This window comes from Vogesella oryzae, from assembly GCF_902829295.1.
GTDB lineage: Bacteria > Pseudomonadota > Gammaproteobacteria > Burkholderiales > Chromobacteriaceae > Vogesella > Vogesella oryzae.
Genome location: NZ_CADEPL010000016.1, coordinates 56,881 through 76,054 on the forward strand (window position 1 = coordinate 56,881; position 19,174 = coordinate 76,054).

The 19,174-nt window shown below is 63.4% G+C and carries 12 protein-coding genes; 11 read left to right on the plus strand and 1 reads right to left on the minus strand.

Translation table 11 applies throughout. From position 1 onward, the window contains the following. Positions 1 to 501: 501 nt before the first annotated feature. The 11 genes from HU218_RS06060 (at position 502) to HU218_RS06110 (ending at position 14,262) form a co-directional block, all read left to right on the plus strand. Positions 502 to 1,035, plus strand: coding sequence for a DUF5943 domain-containing protein (locus HU218_RS06060; RefSeq protein WP_174874043.1), 534 nt, complete (start codon positions 502 to 504; stop codon positions 1,033 to 1,035). Positions 1,036 to 1,043: 8 nt separating this feature from the next. Next, positions 1,044 to 3,104, plus strand: a complete 2,061-nt coding sequence (locus HU218_RS06065; RefSeq protein WP_174874044.1) for an NADH:flavin oxidoreductase — start codon at positions 1,044 to 1,046, stop codon at positions 3,102 to 3,104. Position 3,105: 1 nt separating this feature from the next. After that, positions 3,106 to 4,995, plus strand: coding sequence for a (Fe-S)-binding protein (locus HU218_RS06070; RefSeq protein ID WP_174874045.1), 1,890 nt, complete (start codon positions 3,106 to 3,108; stop codon positions 4,993 to 4,995). A gap of 24 nt (positions 4,996 to 5,019) precedes the next feature. Further along, on the plus strand, positions 5,020 to 6,159 hold the full coding sequence (locus tag HU218_RS06075; RefSeq protein WP_174874046.1) for an electron transfer flavoprotein subunit alpha/FixB family protein: 1,140 nt from the start codon (positions 5,020 to 5,022) through the stop codon (positions 6,157 to 6,159). Then, positions 6,159 to 6,932 (plus strand): electron transfer flavoprotein subunit beta, encoded by a 774-nt coding sequence (locus tag HU218_RS06080; RefSeq protein WP_174874047.1) that lies wholly within the window; start codon positions 6,159 to 6,161, stop codon positions 6,930 to 6,932. Before HU218_RS06075 ends, HU218_RS06080 begins: the two co-directional genes overlap by 1 nt. 75 nt (positions 6,933 to 7,007) lie before the next feature. Next, on the plus strand, positions 7,008 to 8,267 hold the full coding sequence (locus tag HU218_RS06085; RefSeq protein WP_174874048.1) for an aromatic ring-hydroxylating oxygenase subunit alpha: 1,260 nt from the start codon (positions 7,008 to 7,010) through the stop codon (positions 8,265 to 8,267). Positions 8,268 to 8,410: 143 nt separating this feature from the next. Further along, positions 8,411 to 9,511 carry an FAD-binding oxidoreductase gene (locus tag HU218_RS06090; RefSeq protein WP_174874049.1) on the plus strand — a complete coding sequence of 367 codons (1,101 nt, stop codon included), beginning with the start codon at positions 8,411 to 8,413 and terminating at the stop codon, positions 9,509 to 9,511. A gap of 426 nt (positions 9,512 to 9,937) precedes the next feature. After that, on the plus strand, positions 9,938 to 11,116 hold the full coding sequence (locus HU218_RS06095) for a quaternary amine ABC transporter ATP-binding protein (RefSeq protein WP_174874050.1): 1,179 nt from the start codon (positions 9,938 to 9,940) through the stop codon (positions 11,114 to 11,116). 64 nt (positions 11,117 to 11,180) lie between these two features. Next, complete coding sequence (locus HU218_RS06100) at positions 11,181 to 12,062, plus strand: ABC transporter permease (RefSeq protein ID WP_174874051.1); 882 nt, start codon at positions 11,181 to 11,183, stop codon at positions 12,060 to 12,062. 129 nt (positions 12,063 to 12,191) lie between these two features. Next, the gene (locus HU218_RS06105) at positions 12,192 to 13,175 is read left to right on the plus strand and encodes a GlxA family transcriptional regulator (protein ID WP_174874052.1); all 984 of its coding nucleotides are present in this window, start codon (positions 12,192 to 12,194) and stop codon (positions 13,173 to 13,175) included. A 148-nt stretch (positions 13,176 to 13,323) separates the two neighbouring features. After that, positions 13,324 to 14,262 (plus strand): choline ABC transporter substrate-binding protein, encoded by a 939-nt coding sequence (locus tag HU218_RS06110; RefSeq protein ID WP_174874053.1) that lies wholly within the window; start codon positions 13,324 to 13,326, stop codon positions 14,260 to 14,262. 83 nt (positions 14,263 to 14,345) lie between these two features. On the opposite strand, the gene HU218_RS06115 is transcribed toward HU218_RS06110, so the two are convergent. Then, a complete protein-coding gene (locus HU218_RS06115) occupies positions 14,346 to 19,172 on the minus strand; it encodes a PAS domain S-box protein (protein ID WP_174874054.1) in 4,827 nt (1,608 codons plus the stop codon). Positions 19,173 to 19,174: the final 2 nt, after the last annotated feature.

A 19,174-nucleotide genomic window follows, 5' to 3' on the forward strand; every position in this document is an offset into this window, starting at 1 on the left:
CAGCTAAAAACGCCCCTCGCGAGGGGCGTTTTTTTTTGTTCCGGCCATGCTGCCGGTGCTCAGAACAGTAGATGCCAGGTAAGGGCCAGCAGCACGATTGCGGCCAACTCTGGCGCGTACAGCTTGATGGTGTGAAGCAGCCGGCGCATGGGGACTCCCGGGAGCTGAAGCAGACTGATGCAGTCTAGGCGGCCGGGCTGCAACGGCTGGTGCGCAGGCGACCGCCGCATGCCGGCAGGCGACGGCCCTGTCGGCGGGGCTTGGCATGGTGGACGGCCTGACCCGACGTAAGTAGCGAACAGGCAGGGCGGTCCCGGCAGACCACCAGCGGCATTTCTGCCCGCGCTTGCCGGCCGGCTGGACGGATTTCGCCATTTCGTGTCGGACGGCGGCAAATACCGGTCGTTGCCGTCGAGGTTGGCCGCATGGCCCTCATGCAACATTTCTCCTGACTGGCGGAGCGCACCCCGCGCCCGCAACACAACGTGCAGGAGACTCGTGATGCAACCACTCGTACCCATCGACGTCGACCCGGATACCGGCGTGTGGACCACCAATGGCCTGCCGATGCTGTATGTGCCGCGCCATTTCTTCGTCAACAACCATATGGCCGTCGAGGCGGCATTGGGTAAGGGCACTTATTCCGAGGCGCTGTACGACGCCGGCTACCGTTCCGCCTACTTCTGGTGCGATGCCGAATCCCGTACCCACGGCCTGCAGGGCATGGCGGTGTTCGAACACTATCTGAACCGCCTGTCGCAGCGCGGCTGGGGCCAGTTCTCTTTCATCAGCGCCGATCCGGCCAGCGGCAATGCCCAGATCCGTCTCGACAACTCCTGCTTCGTACTGGCGCAGGGTGTGGCCGGCGCACCGCAAAGCGAAGGCAAGGCCTGTTACATGTTTGCCGGCTGGTTTGCCGGCGCCATGGACTGGGTGGGCGAACACCTCGGCCACGACTATCACACCATCAGCGCGGAAACCCAGTGTGCCGGCGAAGGTGCCGACTACTGCGTGTTCACTGTCGAGCCGAAGTGAGGTGAGCCATGCGTTATCCGCACCTGTTTGAACCGATTACCCTCAACAAGCTGACCATCCGCAACCGCATCGTCAGTACCGCCCACGCCGAGGTGTACGCCGAGCCGGGCGGGCTGCCGGGCGAGCGCTATATCCGCTACTACGAGGAAAAGGCCAAGGGCGGCCTGGGCCTGGCGATCTGCGGCGGCTCCAGTCCGGTGTCGATCGACAGCCCGCAAAGCTGGTGGAAGTCGGTAAACCTGTCCACCGACAAGATCATCGATCCGCTGTCGCGGCTGGCCGAGACCATGCATCGCCACGGCGCCAAGATCATGATCCAGGCTACCCACATGGGTCGCCGTTCCAGCTATTACGGCGAGCACTGGCCGCATCTGGTCAGCCCGTCCGGTATTCGCGAACCGGTGCACCGCGGTAACGCCAAGATTATCGAGAAGCACGAAATCAAACGCATCATCGCCGACTTTAAGCAGGCCGCACGCCGCATCAAGGCCGCCGGCATGGATGGCATGGAAGTCTCCGCCGCGCACCAGCACCTGATGGACCAGTTCTGGAGCCCGCGGACCAACTTCCGCGAAGATGAATACGGCGGCTCGCTGGAAAACCGCATGCGCTTCGGCATGCAGGTGTTCGAGGCGATCCGCGAAGAGGTTGGCCGCGACTTCTGTGTCGGCCTGCGCATGTGCGGTGACGAATTCCACGAAGATGGCCTGAGCCACGACATGCTCAAGGACATTGCCCAGGCCATGTCCGAGACCGGCATGATCGACTTCCTGTCGGTGGTCGGCTCCGGTGGCGACACCCACAACACGCTGGCCAACTGCATGCCGCCGATGGCGCTGCCGCCGGAACCGTTCGTGCATCTGGCCGCCGGTATCAAATCGGTATCCAAGGTGCCGGTGATGCACGCGCAGAGCATCCGCGACCCGAACCAGGCCGAACGCATCTTGGCCAGCGGCATGGTGGACATGGTGGGCATGACCCGCGCCCACATTGCCGACCCGCATCTGGTAATCAAGATCCGTGATGGCAAGGAAGACCAGATCCGCCAGTGCGTGGGCGCCAACTACTGTATCGACCGCCAGTACTTCGGCCAGGACGTGCTGTGCATCCAGAACGCCGCCACCAGCCGCGAAGCCACCATGCCGCACACCTTCGAGAAAGCGAAGCACAAGCGCAAGGTGGTAGTAGTGGGTGCCGGTCCGGCCGGGCTGGAAGCCGCCCGCGTGGCGAAAGAACGCGGCCACGACGTGGTGCTGTTCGAGAAAAATGACGTGGTGGGCGGGCAGATCGTGCTGGCTGCCAAGGCGCCGCAACGCGAACAGATGGCTGGCATCATCCGCTGGCTGGACATGGAAACCCAGCGTCTGGGCGTGGATCGTCGCCTGAGTACTGCTGCCGACGAAGCGATGATCCTGGCCGAGCAGCCGGACATCGTGGTGCTGGCGACCGGCGGTGTACCCAATAGCGGCATGGTGCCGGGCTGGGGCGTGGACGAAGGGTTGGCCGTAACCGGTTGGGACATTCTGTCCGGCAAGGTGGAGCCGAAGAAGAACGTACTGGTGTATGACGCGGTGAGCGGTCATGCCGGCTTCGGTGTGGCGGACTTCCTGTCCAGCCGCGGTAGCCAGGTGGAGATCGTCACCCCGGACGTGAAAGTGGGCGACGACACCGGCGGCACCACCTTCCCGATCTTCTATCGCCGCCTCTACGCGCAGGGCATGATCCCGACCCCGAACTTCTGGATGGATCGCGTCTACCGCGAAGGCGACAAGCTGATCGCGGTGCTGCGTAACGAGTATACCGAGGCACTGGAAGAGCGCGCGGTGGACCAGGTGGTGGTGGAAAACGGCATTCTGCCGAACGACACCCTGTACTGGTCGCTGAAGGAGCGCTCCAAGAACCAGGGCATCACCGACGTGCACACGCTGTTCGCCTCGCAGCCGCAGCCGTGCCTGTCCGAGCCGCTGCAGGGCGACGAATTCCTGCTGTTCCGCGTCGGCGACTGCATCTCCATGCACAACATCCACGGCGCGATCTACGACGCGCTGCGTCTGGTGAAGGACTTCTGACATGAACTTCCCGCTTGCGCTTACCGGCCTGTTCTGGCTGGGCGCGATCCTGCTGTCGCTGGGGCTGGCACGCCGTGCCGCCCTGTGGCGCCAGGGGCGCGCCGCCCAGGTGGCCTGGTCCGGACTGTTTGCCATCCCGAAACGCTATTTCGTCGACCTGCACCACGTGGTGGCGCGCGACCCGTTCATCGCCCGTGCCCACGTGGCGGTGGCCGGTGGCGCGGTGGCCGTGCTGGCACTGGCTGCGGCCAACTATGGCCTGATGCTGTACCTGCCGGCGCTGGATGTGCTGATGCTGTTGGCCGCAGGGCTGATGTTCGCCGGTGCCATGCTGGTGCGCTCGCGCCGCAAATCGCCGCCGGCGCGCTTGTCCAAAGGTGCCTGGAACCGTCTGCCCAGAAGCCTGACACTGTTTGCCATCGGTGCAGGGTTGGCCGCATTGCTGGCAATCAGCGGCGATGCGCTGGGTAGCGCCGCCAGGTTGCTGGCCTTGCTGGCACTGGCCGGGCTGACGCTGGGCGGTGCCGAGCTGGCGCTGGGTATTGGCCTGGGTGGCCCGATGAAGCACGCGGTGGCCGGCCTGCTGCATCTGGCGTTCCACCCGCGGCAAGAGCGTTTTTCCGGTAACAAGCGCTCGACCGATCTCAAGCCGCTGGATCTGGACAGCAACGAGTTCGGCGTGGAAAAGCCGGCCGATTTTGCCTGGAACCGGCTGCTGTCCTTCGATGCCTGCGTGCAGTGCGGCAAGTGCGAAGCCGCCTGTCCGGCCTATGCCGCAGGCCAGCCGCTGAACCCGAAGAAGCTGATCCAGGACATGGTGACCGGGCTGGCCTCCGGCGATGGCCAGGGCTATGCCGGCAATCCGCACCCGGGACAGGCGCTGCGTGGCGGTGATGCGCAGCAGCCGATTCTTGGCGGTCTGCTGGCGGAAGATACGCTGTGGGCGTGCACCACCTGCCGTGCCTGTGTGCAGGAATGTCCGATGCTGATCGAGCACGTGGACACCGTGGTCAGCCTGCGTCGCCATGTCACGCTGACCCGCGGCACGGTGCCGAACAAGGGCGCCGAGGCGCTGGCCAATCTGCGCGATACCGACACCGTCGGTGGTTACCCGTTGGCCGCCCGCTACCACTGGGCAGTGGATCTGAATGTGCCGGTACTGCTGCCGGGCGAGCATGCCGACTGGCTGCTGCTGGCCGGCGAGGGTGCCTTCGACATGCGTTACCAGCGTGCGCTGCGTGCCCTGGTGCAGGTACTGAAAGCGGCCAACCTGAAAGTGGCGGTGCTGGGCGAAGCCGAACCGGATTGCGGCGATCTGGCACGCCGGCTGGGCGACGAGGCGACCTTCCAGCAGCTGGCCGGCAAGATGATGTCCACGCTGCGTCACTACAGCTTCGACCACATCGTGACCCCGGACCCGCACCTGTTCCATTGTCTGGCCAACGAGTACCCGGCGCTGGGCGGCAACTACCGTATCCAGCACCACAGCCAGCTGATTGCCGAGTTGCTGGCCAAGCAGCAGATCCCGCTGCGGGCCGATGCCGAGACCAGCACCATCACCTATCACGACCCGTGCTATCTGGGCCGCTATAACGGCGAGATCGATGCCCCGCGCCAGGTGTTCAAGGGGATCGGCATCAAGGTGGTAGAGATGGAGCGTTCCGGCATGAAATCGCGCTGCTGCGGCTGGGGTGGCGGCGCCTCGTTCACCGATATTCCGGGCGAGCGCCGTATTCCGGATATGCGCATGGACGACATTCGCGCCACCGGCGCCAGCCAGGTCGCCGTGGCCTGCCCGAACTGTACCGCCATGCTGGAAGGTGTGGTCGGCGAGCGGGCGGAAGTGGTGGAACTGGCCGAGCTGGTCGCCGCGCGGCTGGCCAAAGCCTAGCCCCGAATAACAGCGGAGAAAATCATGTTCAACGATAGAGCCATTCCGCGTATCGACCCGCGGCGCCCGTATGTGATCGGGCCGTCGGGACTGAAACGAATCGTGCTGGGCGAGGAGGTGGGTAGCCGCGAGCAAGTGCAGCAGGCCCACGGCCACAGCCAGGCCAAGCCGTTGCGCAGCCATGGCCCGTTCAAGCAGCGCAGCCTGGTGGTGATCCATACCGATCGCGGTGCGCTCGATGAAGCGGCGCGCGAGACCTTGGCCGCAGCCGCCATTCTGGCCGGCGCGGACACCGAAGTGCTGGCGCTGCTGTTCGGCGGCAATGCCGACAGCGTGGTCGCTGCCGGCGAGGCCGGTGCCGACCGCGTGCTGCTGTGCGACGACCCCGGCTTTGCCCCGCAGCGCAAGCTGGCGGTGCTGGCAGAGCTGTGGCAGCGCGAGTCGCCGTCGCGGCTGTGTCTGCCGGATCGCGGCGCCGATGCCGACCTGGGGCGGCGCTTTGCCAGCCGCCAGGGGCTGGCGGTGGCCTGCGACGTGATCGAAGTGGTGCCAGGCCGCGAAGTGCGCAGCCTGGCGCCGGCCGGCCAGTTCGCGGTGCAGCCGCAGCCGCCGGTATTGCTGCTGGCACGCAAGGCAGCGGATGCCCGTCTGCCGTATCGCGGGCAGGGCAACGATGGCGGCGTGCTGGCGTTGCCGAATGTCGCCGAGCGTATCCGTGACCTGGGTACCAGTAGCTGCCCGGCATCGCAGCTGGCACTGGAAGAGGCCGATCTGATCGTGTCCGCCGGCAACGGCGTGCAGGACACCGGCGGCCTGCGCCGTCTGGCCGAGCATATGGGCGCCGCGGTAGGCGCCTCGCGCGTGGCGGTGGACGATGGCCGCTTTGCCCGCGAGCAGCAGGTGGGGGCTACCGGCAAGACGGTGCAAGCCAGTGCCTATCTGGCGTTCGGCATCTCCGGCGCGGTGCAGCACCTGCAGGGCATCAAGGAGTGCCGGCACGTGATTGCCGTCAACCTGGATGCCGCCGCGCCTATCGTCAAACGCGCCGATCTGACGCTGGTGGAAGATTGCCAGGCGCTGATCGCCGCCCTGAACCAGCTGCTGGCCGCCGAGCGGTCGGCAACCGCGGCTCCTGCGGCCAACCCTGTGCTGGAGACTGCGTGATGAGCATACAGAACCTGAAAGTGGCGGTGCTGCTGGCACCGGCTACCCACCCGGTCAGCGGCCGCCCCTGTGCCGCCGCGGCCGACAGCGCCGCGCTGGCGCTGGCGCTGAAACTGGTACCGTCGCCGCAGCACCTGCTGGTGTTGTATGCCGGCGATGCCGATGATGCCGCGCTGGGGCCGTATCTGGCGCAGGGCGTCAGCTGTATCAATGTGCTGCCGACGCTGGCCGGCGCCGAAATATCGCGGGTGCTGGCGCGGCAGCTGCAGGATGTCGACCTGGTGCTGTGCGGCCGCCGCGCCGGCGGCGGGCAGGGTAGCGCCATGCTGCCCTACCTGCTGGCCGAGGAGCTGGAGGCGCCGCTGCTGCCGGACGCGCTGCAGTTGCAGGTCGGCAATGGACAAGTGGAAGTGGAGCAATACCTGCCCAAAGGCCAGCGCCGGCAGTTGGCCGCAGCGTTGCCGGCGGTGGTCAGCGTGCACGAGCGCGCCAGCGCGCCGCTGCCGTATGCCCATGCGCGACTGCTGCAGGGGCAGATCCGTCATCTGTCGCCGGTGTCCTTGCAGCCGGGCGTGGTGCATCTGGAGCCGGCCAGCCGCCGTGCGCGTCCGCTGGTGGCCGCCAGTCGTGCCAGTGGCCACGAGCGCATGCTGGGTGCCATTGCCACCGATGGTGCCAAGGCTGGCGGTGTGGTCGTAAAACAGGGCGATCCTGTCGAAAAAGCGCAAGTTCTGCTTACCTACCTGCGCGACCATCATCTCGTCGATTTCTGACAACGACCTGCTGTTTTCCGTCCCACCCGGCAACAGCGCACCCACGAAACCGCGTTGTTTTTGGAGAAGTTCATCATGACTAGCAGCACGATCGCGTTTCATCCGGCCGTCAATCTGCGCGAACTGGTGGCCCGCCGTGTGCCGGGCTACAGCCTGGAAGCACCGTTCTATACCTCGCCGGCGGTGTTCGATGCCGACATGGAGCACATCTTCGGCAAGCACTGGATTTATGTCGGCGTGTCGGTGGATGTGCCGGAAGCCGGCGATTACATGACCGTGCAGCTGGGTCAGCAGCCCATCCTGATCGTCCGCGACGACGACAACGAAATCCGCGCCTTCCACAACGTCTGCCGCCATCGCGGTTCGCGCTTGTGCGCCGAGGACAAGGGTACCGTCGGCAATCTGGTGTGCCCGTACCACCAGTGGACCTATGACCTGACCGGCAAGCTGATTTTTGCCGACCACATGCAGGAAGGTTTCGACCTGTCGCACCACAGCCTCAAGCCGGTTCACCTGCGCAATATGGCCGGGCTGCTGTTCATCTGTCTGGCCGACGAGCCGCCGGCAGATTTCGACGCCATGTCCGAGGTGATGAGCAAGTACATCGCCCCGCACCAGATCGAGAACACCAAGGTAGCGGTGCAGGTCGACGTCATCGAGCAGGGCAACTGGAAGCTGACGCTGGAAAACAACCGCGAGTGCTACCACTGTACCGGCAACCACCCGGAGCTGACGGTATCGCTGTTTGCCTACAGCTACGGCTTCGCGCCGAAGGAAGACACCGCCGAAGGCATGCGCCAGTACGAGGAAATGGTGGCAGACCGTCACCAGCACTGGGAGTCCTGTGGCCTGCCGTCCACCGAGGTGGAACGTTTGTCCGACGTGACCGGCTTCCGCACCATGCGCATGCCGCTGGACCGCGCCGGCGAATCGCAGACGCTGGACACCAACGCCGCGTGCAAGAAGCTGCTGGCCGACTTCAAGGATGCCTCCATCGGCGGCCTGTCGTTCTGGACCCAGCCGAACTCGTGGCATCACTTCATGGCCGACCACATCGTGACCTTCAGCGTGATTCCGCTGACTGCCGATACCACGCTGGTGCGCACCAAATGGCTGGTGCACAAGGATGCGGTGGAAGGCGTGGATTACGACGTGAAGAACCTGACCGCGGTGTGGAATGCCACCAACGACCAGGACCGCCGCCTGGTGGAAGAATCGCATCAGGGTGCCAAGAGCAAGGCCTATCAGCCCGGCCCGTACTCGCCGTACACCGAGACGCTGGTAGAGAAGTTTTCCGACTGGTACATCCGTCGCCTCGGCGTCGGCCTGGAGTAATCCGGCCACGTCACCACAAGCCCCGCCGGCCGCTTGCCATCGAGGCAGGCTGCCTGCCAAGGCGGGCCGTATTCACACACTACCGCGAAGGGGTTGGCCGCATGCGGCCAACCTTATCGGGCCAGTAATAACAGGGTGCCATCATGACTACTGCCACTCCCTCCTTCGCCTTTACCGAGCCGGCACCGTACTGGCAAAGCGGTGTCGATGACACCCTGCAGTGCGTGTCGGTGCATGACGAAACGCACGATGTGCGTACCTTTACCTTCCGTGCCGTGCCTGCACGCCGCTTTGCCTACCTGCCGGGACAGTTTCTGACCCTGGAGCTGGCGATCGGCGGCCAGAGCGTCAACCGCTGCTACACGCTGTCTTCGTCGCCGACGCGGCCGGACACCGTCAGCATCACCGTCAAGCGGGTGCCGGGCGGGCAAGTCTCCAACTGGCTGCACGACAATCTGCAGCCGGGCATGAACGTCAGCGTGCTGGGGCCATCCGGCGAATTCAGCTTTGCCCACGCCCCGGCAGCAAAATACCTGTTCCTGTCGGCCGGCAGCGGCATCACGCCGCTGATGTCGATGAGCCGCGCGATGGGCGATCTGGGCGGCAACATAGACGTGGCCTTCGTGCATAGCGCGCGCTCACCGGCGGATCTGATCTTCCGTCACGAACTGGTACAGCTGGCGCGGGCGCGCAGCGGCTTCCGCCAGGCGGCCATCGTGCAAAGCCGCCATCCGGAACCGGAATGGAGCGGGCTGGAAGGGCGGCTGGATATCGCCGCGCTGGAGCGGCTGGTGCCGGACTTCCGCCAGCGCGAGGTGTTCTGTTGCGGCCCGGCGCCTTATATGACCGGCACGCGCGAGCTGCTGCAGGCTGCCGGTTTCGACATGCAGCATTACCACGAGGAAAGTTTCAACTTTGCCGAGCTGAATGCCTCGGCAGAAGAGGTGGCCGATGCACCAGTCGCCGCGGCAGAAGGCGAGTGCGGTTACGAGGTGCGTTTTGCCAAGCTGGGCGACGTGGTGCAGACCAAGCCCGGGCAGACCATTCTGGCTGCCGCGCAGCAGCAGGGGCTGCGGGTGCCGTCATCCTGCTCCAAGGGGCTGTGCGGTACCTGCAAAACCAAGCTGCTGGACGGCAAGGTGGACATGAAACACGGCGGCGGCATCCGCCAGCGCGAAATCGACCAGGGCTGGATTCTGCCGTGTTGCAGCGTGCCGCTAACCCCGGTGGTACTCGACCGTTGAGAGCAAGCTGATCCCTCCCGCTGCGGGCCGTCTGTGCAATTGCCGGACGGCCCTTTTTTGTCTTTGCGGGTGTGGCCGTAGCCGGCCTGGTGGGGCTGCATATTGTCCGACACCTGTCTGCTGGCGACCAATCGCTGTGTTTTTCGCCACTGCAGCATGCACGGAAACAGGGCCTGGAATGCCCGTCTGGCGGGCATTTCCTTGATTTTTTGCCCTTATATGGTACTGATAGTAGCGATGTCGTTTTCGGGCAGGTTGGTGTCGCTTGATCGTTGCCCCCTCTAGCGTATCGTCCCTATCTTTTTCCTTGATACACATCAATTACTACAACAGCTTGGGTGTGGTTACGCCGGTTGTTCGCGCGGTGCATGGCAGGCACAGCGCTTGCTGCGGTGCTGCAGCCTCGCCAGGGCAAAGGAGAAAGCAATGCAGTCAGGCAAGATCGTAGTAGAAAACCTGTACAAGGTTTTCGGAGACAAGCCGCAGGACGCAATGCGTCTGCTCAAGCTTGGAGAAACCAAGGAAACGGTGTTCCGCAACACCGGGCAAGTGGTTGGCGTGAACAATGTGTCGTTCTCGGTAGACGAGGGCGAGATCTTCGTCCTGATGGGCCTGTCCGGCTCCGGCAAATCGTCGCTCATCCGCCTGATCAACCGGCTGATGGACCCCACCGACGGCCGCATCCTGCTGGATGGCCAGGACATCACCAGACTATCCCCCGCAGAGCTGGTGTCGTTGCGCCGTCGTGACATGAGCATGGTGTTCCAGAGCTTTGCGCTGATGCCGCACCGCTCGGTGCTGGATAACGCCGCCTTCGGTCTGGAAATCGCCGGGGTTGGCCGCAAGGAACGCGAGAAGCGGGCGATGGAAGTGCTGGAACAGGTCGGTCTGGCGACCTTTGCCAAGAAAATGCCGCACGAGCTGTCCGGCGGCATGCAGCAGCGGGTCGGCCTGGTGCGCGCGCTGGCCGTCAACCCGTCGCTGATGCTGATGGACGAGGCGTTCTCGGCGCTGGACCCGCTCAAGCGCAGCGAAATGCAGGACATCCTGCTGCAGCTGCAGCGCGATCACCGCCGTACCATTTTCTTCGTCTCCCACGATCTGGAAGAAGCACTGCGCATCGGTACCCGCATCGCCATCATGGAGGGTGGTCGCCTGGTGCAGGTGGGCACACCGCAGGAAATCATCGAGAACCCGGCCGAAGACTACGTGCGCGAGTTCTTCAAGAGCGTGGATACCTCGCGCTATCTGCTGGCCAAAGACCTGCTTGATCCGCATGGTGTGGGTCTGATGGTGAACGGCAATCTGGCCGGACAGCACGACCCGCAACATCACTGGGTGGCCTGTGTTTCCGGCGATCACAAGCTGCTGGGGCTGGTGGGGCGCGACACACTGGGTGCGGAAGGCTGTAACCCGGCCGAGCGCTGTGTGCCGGTGTCGCCGATTACCCCGGCCTCGGCACTGCCGGACGTGCTCAAACGCCTGCAGGGCCAGCGCGAGCCGCTGCCGGTGATCGACCACGACGGCCGCTACCTGGGGGTGATTACTGCTTCCAGCGTGCTGTCCAAACTGTCCGAACACCGCTTGCAGGCCGCCGCCCACTAGCCGCGAGCCGTTTCCCGATTGACGAGGACGGCGCCGCTGGCCTGTCCGTACAGGAGTACCCGCCATGAACGAACTCTGGCAAAAATTCATCGCCAACCCGCACGACTTCCTGCCCATCGGCGAATGGGTCAACAACTTCATCCGCTTCCTGCTGGACAATAATGCCGGCGCTTTTGATGCCATCGGTAAATCGGTGGACCTGCTGGCCGAAAACGTGGAAGTCGCGCTGCTGTCGCTGCCGGTATGGCTGGTGATCGGCTTCTTCTGCGCGCTGGGCCTGTGGCGGCTGACCTGGCGTTTCTCGCTGTTCGTGTTGGCCGCATTCCTGCTGATCCTGGGCATCGGCTTCTGGGCGCAGACCATTGCCACGCTGGCGCTGACGCTATCGGCCACCATCATCAGCCTGCTGCTGGGGGTACCGGTGGGGATCTGGTGTGCGCGCAGCCGCCGCGTCAACACCCTGGTGCGTCCGGTGCTGGATTTCATGCAGACCATGCCGGCCTTCGTCTACCTGATTCCGGCAGCCATGTTCTTCGGCCTCGGTCGCGTACCCGGCATCCTGGCGACGGTGGTGTTTGCCGTGCCGCCGGCAGTGCGCCTGACCAGCCTCGGTATCCGCCAGGTGAACAAGGAGCAGGTCGAAGCCGGCCATGCCTTTGGCTGTACCCCTACCCAGCTGCTGTTCAAGGTGCAGCTGCCGATTGCGCTGCCGGCAATCATGGCCGGGGTGAACCAGACCATCATGATGGCGCTGTCGATGGTGATCATCGCCTCGATGGTGGGGGCGGGCGGCCTGGGTAACGACGTGCTGGCCAGTATCCAGCGGCTGGACGTCGGCCTTGGCTTCGAAAGCGGCCTGGCCGTGGTGTTGCTGGCCATCATTCTCGACCGCCTGACCGAAAGCTTCGGCCGTGGCCCGGTGTCGCAGCCGGGAGGCGGGCACTAGTTAAATTGAAAATTGTACCGGGCCGGCCATCGCTGGCCCGGTATTTGCGTTGGACATACCGGTTTTTGCTGCACATAGCACCCGCTACGAGGTGCAACCCATCCACACACGCCCCTACCGGAGGTCACCATGAGTCCAGAACAGCTTGGTTCACTGGCTCACATCGGTTTCCTGATGTTGCCCAATTTTTCCATGATCGCCTTTGCCAATGCGGTAGAGCCGCTACGCATGGCCAACCACCTGTCGCGCAAGCGGCTGTACCGCTGGTCGCTGATTTCCGCCAGCGGCCAACCGGTTGCCGCCAGCAACGGCCTTGAACTGGCGCCGACCTCCGCGCCGGGCGAGCCGGCCGATTACGATCTGCTGATCGTCTGTGGCGGCATCCAGGTGCGCGAGGCCACCAGCGATGCCGATCTGGCCATCATCCGCCGCTTTGCCGCCGCCGGCGTACCGCTGGGCGGGGTCTGTACCGGCCCGTTTGCCCTGGCCAAGGCCGGGGTGATGAACGGCTACCGCAGCAGCATCCACTGGGAGAACCTGTCGGCGATCCGCGAGGAGTTTCCCAAGACCCAGTTCTCCAGCGAGCTGTTCGTGATCGATCGCGACCGGCTGACCTGTAGTGGCGGCACCGCGCCGCTGGACCTGATGTGCAACCTGATCCGCCACAAGGGAGGCAAAGGGTTGGCCGCAGACGTGTCGGCCCAGTTCATTGTCGACCGTATCCGCGACCAGCATGACCACCAGCACATTCCGCTGCTGTCGCGGGTTGGTACCGGTCACGAATCGCTAATCGACGCGGCATTGGCGATGGAAATGAATATCGAGAACCCGCGTCCGCTGGATGATCTGGCGGCCGAGTTGGGGGTGTCGTTGCGCCACCTGGAGCGGCTGTTCAAGCGCTATCTGGGCAGCACGCCGGCGCAGTATTACCTGGATCTGCGCTTGCGCCGCGCCCGCGAATTGCTGCTGCAGACCAATATGAGCGTGATGGAAGTGACTGTTGCGACAGGGTTTTTGTCGTCGTCGCACTTTTCCAAGTCGTACCGCAGCCTGTTTGGCTACCCGCCAAGCCGCGAGCGTCAGCAACTGGCGCTGGAAGCGGCAATCATGTGATTCCGATAGGACGGCTGCGGGCAACTGCCTGTCGCGCGCAGGCAAGTTGGCCGCAGTCAGCATGGCAATCTGGTACTTGCCGCCAGTCCGGCGGTGGTAGCCCGGCGCCATGCGCCATCCAACAAATAGCAGAATCAGGAGCCATACAATGAATGCTTACAAGATTGCGGGGGCGCTGTTAATCGGTGCGGTCAGCAGCATGACACTGGCGGCCGAATCCGCCCAATGCCAGAAAGTGCGCTTTGCCGATGTCGGCTGGACCGACATCGCTGCCACTACCGGCATGGCCAGCGTGGTACTGGAAGGACTGGGCTACAAACCGGTCACCACCATTGCATCGGTGCCGATCACTTTCGCCGGCATGAAGAACAAGCAGATCGATGCTTTCCTCGGCTACTGGAACCCCAGCATGACGCCGATGATCGAGCCGTTTGAGAAGGCCGGGCAGCTCAAGGTGCTGGATCGCCCCAATCTGGTGGGCGCCAAGTACACGCTGGCCGTGCCTGACTACGTGGCGGCTGGCGGCCTGAAAACGTTTGCCGATATCGCCAAGTTCAAGGACAAGCTGGATGGCAAGATCATCGGTATCGAGCCGGGCAACGACGGCAACAATCTGATCCAGGACATGATCAAGAAAAACCAGTTCGGCCTGTCCGGCTTCAAGCTGATCGAGTCCAGCGAAGCCGGCATGCTGTCCGAAGTCGAGCGTGCCATCCGCCAGAAGAAATGGATCGTGTTCCTCGGCTGGGAACCGCATCCGATGAACGTGAAGTACAAGATGGCCTACTTGTCCGGCGGTGATGACGTGTTCGGCCCGAACTACGGCGAGGCCAAGGTGTTCACCGCACTGGCAACCGACTACCAGACCCGCTGTCCCAACGTGGCCAAACTGCTGACCAACCTGCAGTTCACCACCGACATCGAGAACCGCGTGATGGGCCCGATCATGGACAAGGAAAAGCCGGAAGTGGCGGCCAAAAATTATCTGAAGAAGAACCCGTTCATGCTGAAGAGCTGGCTGGCCGGGGTGACTACTTTTGATGGCAAGGACGCCATGGCCGCTGTGCAACATCATCTGGCCAACTAGGCCTGACGCCTGCTGTTAACAAGGCCGCCATCGACGATGGCGGCCTTGTTTTTTGGCGCAGCGAAAACGCGGCGGTCTATTGTTTACCCGGCCACTACTTGTGTTGCCTGCAAGGCCTGCAGCAGTTGCTGTGCGCTGTGGTTGGCCGCCGGGAAATCCAGCGCCTGCACTTGTTGCCGCATGGCGTTGAACTGGCTGGCATAGCTGGCGGGCGCCGACTGCGGCATGGCGTCCAGCAGGTCCAGTGCTTGCAGGTTCCGGCTTGCCAGCAAGTCCAGCATCGTTTGCAACTGTTGCTGCACGCTATCCGGGTCCCATGCCACGGGCGTTATGCGGTTGTCGGACGGGTTGCCGGGCAGCGCCTGCTGCAGCTGCAGATGCGCCGCGTGCAGCATGGCGGTCAGCATGTCGATGGTGTCCGCTGCCGGTGATTTGCCGGCGAGGTACTGCTTTTCCAGCGTGGCCGCCATACGGGCAAGACCCAGTGCGCCGAGCGTTGCGGCGCTGCCTTTGATGCTGTGACAAAGCCGGCGCGCCTTTTGGCTATCCGCCACACGGATGGCATCGTTGAGGTCGGCAAGCAGTTGTTGCTGTTCCGGCACGAATTGGGCCAGTGCCGACCGGTAGATAGTCAGCTCTCCGCCAAAGCGGCGCTGAATGTTTTCCAGCGGTTCTATTTCGGGGAGCTGTTCTTCGTGAGCGGCATCTTCTGTCGCAGAGACGGTACTCGCCGGTCGTCCGGTATGTGCCAGCAATGCTTTTAACAGTTGTGCCAGGTCGACAGGCTTGCCGATGTGGTCGTTCATGCCGGCAGCAAGGCAGGCGTCCCGGTCGCTTTGGGAGGCATTGGCCGTCATGGCGATGATAGGCAGGCTGGAAAAGCGGCCATCGCTGCGAATCCGGCGGGTTGCTTCCAGCCCGTCAATGTCGGGCATCTGCACATCCATCAGCACGGCATCGAAAGGCCCGCCGCCGTTAACGACTTGCTGCACGCCGGACAGGCCGCCCTCAGCAGCGGTGATGCGCGCGCCTTCGTGGCTCAGCAATTCTGCCGCGATCTGCCGGTTCAGCGCGTTATCTTCCACTATCAACAGATGCATGCCTTGCAGCGGCTGGGTACTGATGGCCTGCCGGACAGGCTGCTGTTCGGGTTGGCCGTGCAGGGCGCGATAGACCGAATGCATCAGCTGCACGGGGGTGACCGGTTTGGTCAGCAGGTCGATGTATGGGGTATCCCCCTCCTGGAGGTTGGCCGCAAGCATTTCCTTGTCGTGTGCGGTCAGCATGATGACCAGCGGAATACGCCCGCTCTGCTGGAGTTTGTCGCGGATTAACCGCGCGGCAGTCAGGCCATCCATGTCCGGCATTTTCCAGTCCATCAGGATCACGTCGTAATCGCAGCCGGATTGCTGGGCCTGGAGGACGGCACCGATGGCGGCCAGGCCGCCTTTCACCAGCTCGGCCTGCCAGCCAAGTGGCGAAACAGTCTGCATCACCAGCTCGGCGACCAGCGGGTTGTCTTCCACAACCAGGACGCGCAATGGCGTGGCCGCCGCGTTGGCATGCTCGACCAGCGGGGTGCTGTCGGCAATTGGCAGCCAGAGGTCAAACCAGAAACAGCTGCCGTGACCTGGCTCGCTTTCCAGCTGCAGTTGGCCGCCCATCAGTTGCACCAGACGCTGGCTGATCACCAGGCCAAGGCCGGTTCCGCCATAGCGGCGGGTGGTCGAGGTCTCGGCCTGGGTAAAGCCATCGAAGATACGGCTTTGCTGTTCCTGGCTGATGCCGATACCGGTGTCCTTGATGGCGAAGTGCAGCTGTAGTTGATCCTCGGTCCGTTCCAGGGTGGCGACCTTCAACTGCACCAGCCCCTGGTTGGTGAATTTGAGGGCGTTGCCGGTCAGGTTGATCAATATCTGCAGCAGCCGCAGCCGATCGCCCATCAGTTGTCGGGGCAGGTCGGGGTCGATATCAAACATGACTTCGACGTTCTTGTCGCCCTGGTTGCCGCTCAGTACGGTGGCCAGATCATGCAGCAGGCTTTCAAGCTCGAAGGCATGAACGTCCAGTTGCAGTTTGCCGGCTTCGATCTTGGAGTAGTCGAGAATGTCATTCAGCAGGCCGAGCAGGGCGGTGCCGGCACCCTGCGCCTTGGTGACGTAGTCACGCTGGCGATCGGACAGCTGGGTCTGCTGCACCAGTTGCAGCATCCCCAGTACGGCATTCATCGGGGTGCGGATTTCGTGGCTCATATTGGCCAGGAAAGTCGACTTGGCCGCACTGGCGGCATCGGCCCGCTCTTTGGCGTCGCGCAGCCGGCCTTCCAGTTCCAGCTGGGCCGTGATGTCCCGGTTGATGCCGGTGACACGCAGCACTTTGCCTTCGCTGTCGCGTTCAATCTGGGCACCCGCCTGGATGTAAATGATGCTGCCGTCGGGGCGAAGGACCCGGAACACCGGGTTGTACACGCCATGACCCGCTACGGCATCCAGCAGGGCTTTCTCGGTAGCCTCGATATCGTCCGGATGTACCCGGCTATACCAGTGCTGATAATCGAGGCCACCGTCGCGCAGGCTGGCAGGCCAGGCATACATCTCGTACATGCGGTCATTCCAGTGCAGGGAGTTGTCGGCAAGCACCCAGGTCCAGACCCCCAGCTCCGCAACGTTGGCCGCCATTGCCAGTTGGTCGCGCGTGGCCAGTACCTCCGCCTGCTGCTGTTGCAGTAGCGACAGATCGGTCAGCACGGCGACTGCAATATGCTCTCCGGCAGACAAATGTTCGCCCAGGCTGAGTTGCGCCGGGAAGCTGCTGCCATCCTGGCGCTGGGCTTGTACCTCCATGCGCAGGGCGCCATGGCGTGAGTTGCCGTCCTGTAAGACCTGTAGCAGCTGGCGGTATTCCGTAGAGGTGAGGTTAGGCAGTAATTGATCCAGCGGCTTGCCGATGATCTGCGCACTTGGCCAGCCGAAGATGTCTTCTCCCGCATGGTTGAATGACTGGATGATGCCAAGATGGTTGATGGTAAATACCGGACTTGGCGCCGTATCCAGTATTGCCTGGGTGGTGGCCAGACTGCTGGCTAGCTGGTGCTGGGCTTGCAGTCGCTGACTGATGTCCAGCGCTATGAACAGATAGCCGCAGTTGCTGTCTTGCTCGTCCAGGATCGGGGTGACGGTGACCGATGCCGGAAACTGGCTGCCATCCTTGCGGACGTAGGTCCACTCGCGCACTTCGGCGCCCAGCAGATCGGCCTGGTGAACCAGCGCGCGAAAGCCGGTGATGTCGCCCCAGTTGGCCTGCTGCAGCCCGATGCTGTGCTGGCCGATTTCGCTGGCGACATGAAACTGCAGCGGGCTGATCCGGTAGAGCACATCTGCCGTCTGGTAGCCCAGCATCAACTCGGCACCACGATTGAACAGGGTTATGTTGCCCTGCGGGTCGGTCGCAATAATTGCCATTTCGGTGGCGGCGCGCAGTACGCTTTCCAGCATCTGGTTGACATGGGCCAGCTCTTGCGTGCGGCTTTGTACCTGGGCCTCCAGATTGCTGTTCAGTTCGTGAATCTGCGCCTCTGCCAGCTTTTGCCGGCTGATGTCCCGCACAGTCTTCGAGCCGCCTACCACCTGGCCCTGGGCATTCAGGATGGGGGAGGCTGTCAGCGAGACGTCCAGCAACGTGCCATCCTTGTGCCGGCGGCGGGTTTCCAGGTTGGGTAGCAGCTTGCCGTCACGAATGCTCTGCAGGATTGACTCTTCCTCGTCTTGCAGCTCGTCTGGCACCAGCAGTTTGCCGACGCGTTGCCCCATGACTTCTTCGGCCCGGTAGCCAAACAGGGCTTCTGCGCCGCTATTCCAGGAAATGATGGTGCCATCGTTGTGGAAGCCGATGATGCCGTCTGCCGAGCTGGCCACGATGGCCGCCAGCTTGGCTTGCTGGCCGTAGAGTTCATTGCGGCGCAAACGGTTAAGACTCAGCGCCGCCAGCAAAGCGGCCAGCAAGATGCTGGCAAGGCAACCGAACACGAATGTCTGGACTGGCGAGGGCAGGTTCAGCTGCCGGATGAAGGCTGGGCCGGCAAACAGCGTGACCTGCCATTGGCGGCCGAAAACCGGGCGTGTCAGCTGGGCGGATGGCATGCCGGCAGTGCTGTGCTGGGGCAGGTAGAAGGGAATCGGCTGGCGCGGGTCGGTGATGTCGCTCAGCTGCAGTTGCAGGTATTCCGGTTTCTGTCGCAGGCCGCTCAGCACGTCTTCCATCAGCAAGGGGGCATAACTCCAGCCTATGGTCTGCGCGTTGCGCCCGGCAACGGTCGCGGGGGTGATGCCATTGCGGTAGACCGGTAACAGAAACAGAAAGGACTGCAGTGGTTTGCCGGTGGCCTGTACCAGGGTGATGGGGGCGGTCAGGTGGGCGCTACCGGATGACATCGCTGCCAGCGCAGCATTGCGGCGATTCTCTTCGGTGGCAATATCCAGCCCGATTGCCGGCGAGTTGGCGCGGATCGGCTGGATGTAGCGGATGACAAAACGCTCGCCCGGGTTGGGTTTCAGCTCCCGGATGCGGAAGTCGGGTTGCTGGTCGGCGCGCACCTGTTGCAGGAATTCATTCTCGCTGTTCGGTGCAACCCGCTGGATATAGCCGAAGCCCCGCGCGCCGGGAAATTCGGTGGCCAGATCGCGTGTCTGCATGTAGCGGGCCACTTTGTCGAAGCTCAGCGCATCGCCGGCGGTGACAACGGTGCCGCGCATGCCACGCAAACCGAACTGATATTGCTTGAAGCGTTCGTATACCTGGCTGGACATCGCGTCCAGCGCCTGCTGCAGTGCGTTTGCCTGCTGTTTTTTATTGTCCTGCTGGATCTGCCAGCCCAGCATGGCGCTTAGCAGGCAGCCAACAAGCAGCATCATGG

Coding starts and splice junctions, on each gene's coding strand:
- HU218_RS06060 (WP_174874043.1), top strand. CDS start 502: ATGCAACCACTCGTACCCATCGACGTCGACCCGGATACCGGCGTGTGG.
- HU218_RS06065 (WP_174874044.1), top strand. CDS start 1,044: ATGCGTTATCCGCACCTGTTTGAACCGATTACCCTCAACAAGCTGACC.
- HU218_RS06070 (WP_174874045.1), top strand. CDS start 3,106: ATGAACTTCCCGCTTGCGCTTACCGGCCTGTTCTGGCTGGGCGCGATC.
- HU218_RS06075 (WP_174874046.1), top strand. CDS start 5,020: ATGTTCAACGATAGAGCCATTCCGCGTATCGACCCGCGGCGCCCGTAT.
- HU218_RS06080 (WP_174874047.1), top strand. CDS start 6,159: ATGAGCATACAGAACCTGAAAGTGGCGGTGCTGCTGGCACCGGCTACC.
- HU218_RS06085 (WP_174874048.1), top strand. CDS start 7,008: ATGACTAGCAGCACGATCGCGTTTCATCCGGCCGTCAATCTGCGCGAA.
- HU218_RS06090 (WP_174874049.1), top strand. CDS start 8,411: ATGACTACTGCCACTCCCTCCTTCGCCTTTACCGAGCCGGCACCGTAC.
- HU218_RS06095 (WP_174874050.1), top strand. CDS start 9,938: ATGCAGTCAGGCAAGATCGTAGTAGAAAACCTGTACAAGGTTTTCGGA.
- HU218_RS06100 (WP_174874051.1), top strand. CDS start 11,181: ATGAACGAACTCTGGCAAAAATTCATCGCCAACCCGCACGACTTCCTG.
- HU218_RS06105 (WP_174874052.1), top strand. CDS start 12,192: ATGAGTCCAGAACAGCTTGGTTCACTGGCTCACATCGGTTTCCTGATG.
- HU218_RS06110 (WP_174874053.1), top strand. CDS start 13,324: ATGAATGCTTACAAGATTGCGGGGGCGCTGTTAATCGGTGCGGTCAGC.
- HU218_RS06115 (WP_174874054.1), bottom strand. CDS start 19,172: ATGATGCTGCTTGTTGGCTGCCTGCTAAGCGCCATGCTGGGCTGGCAG.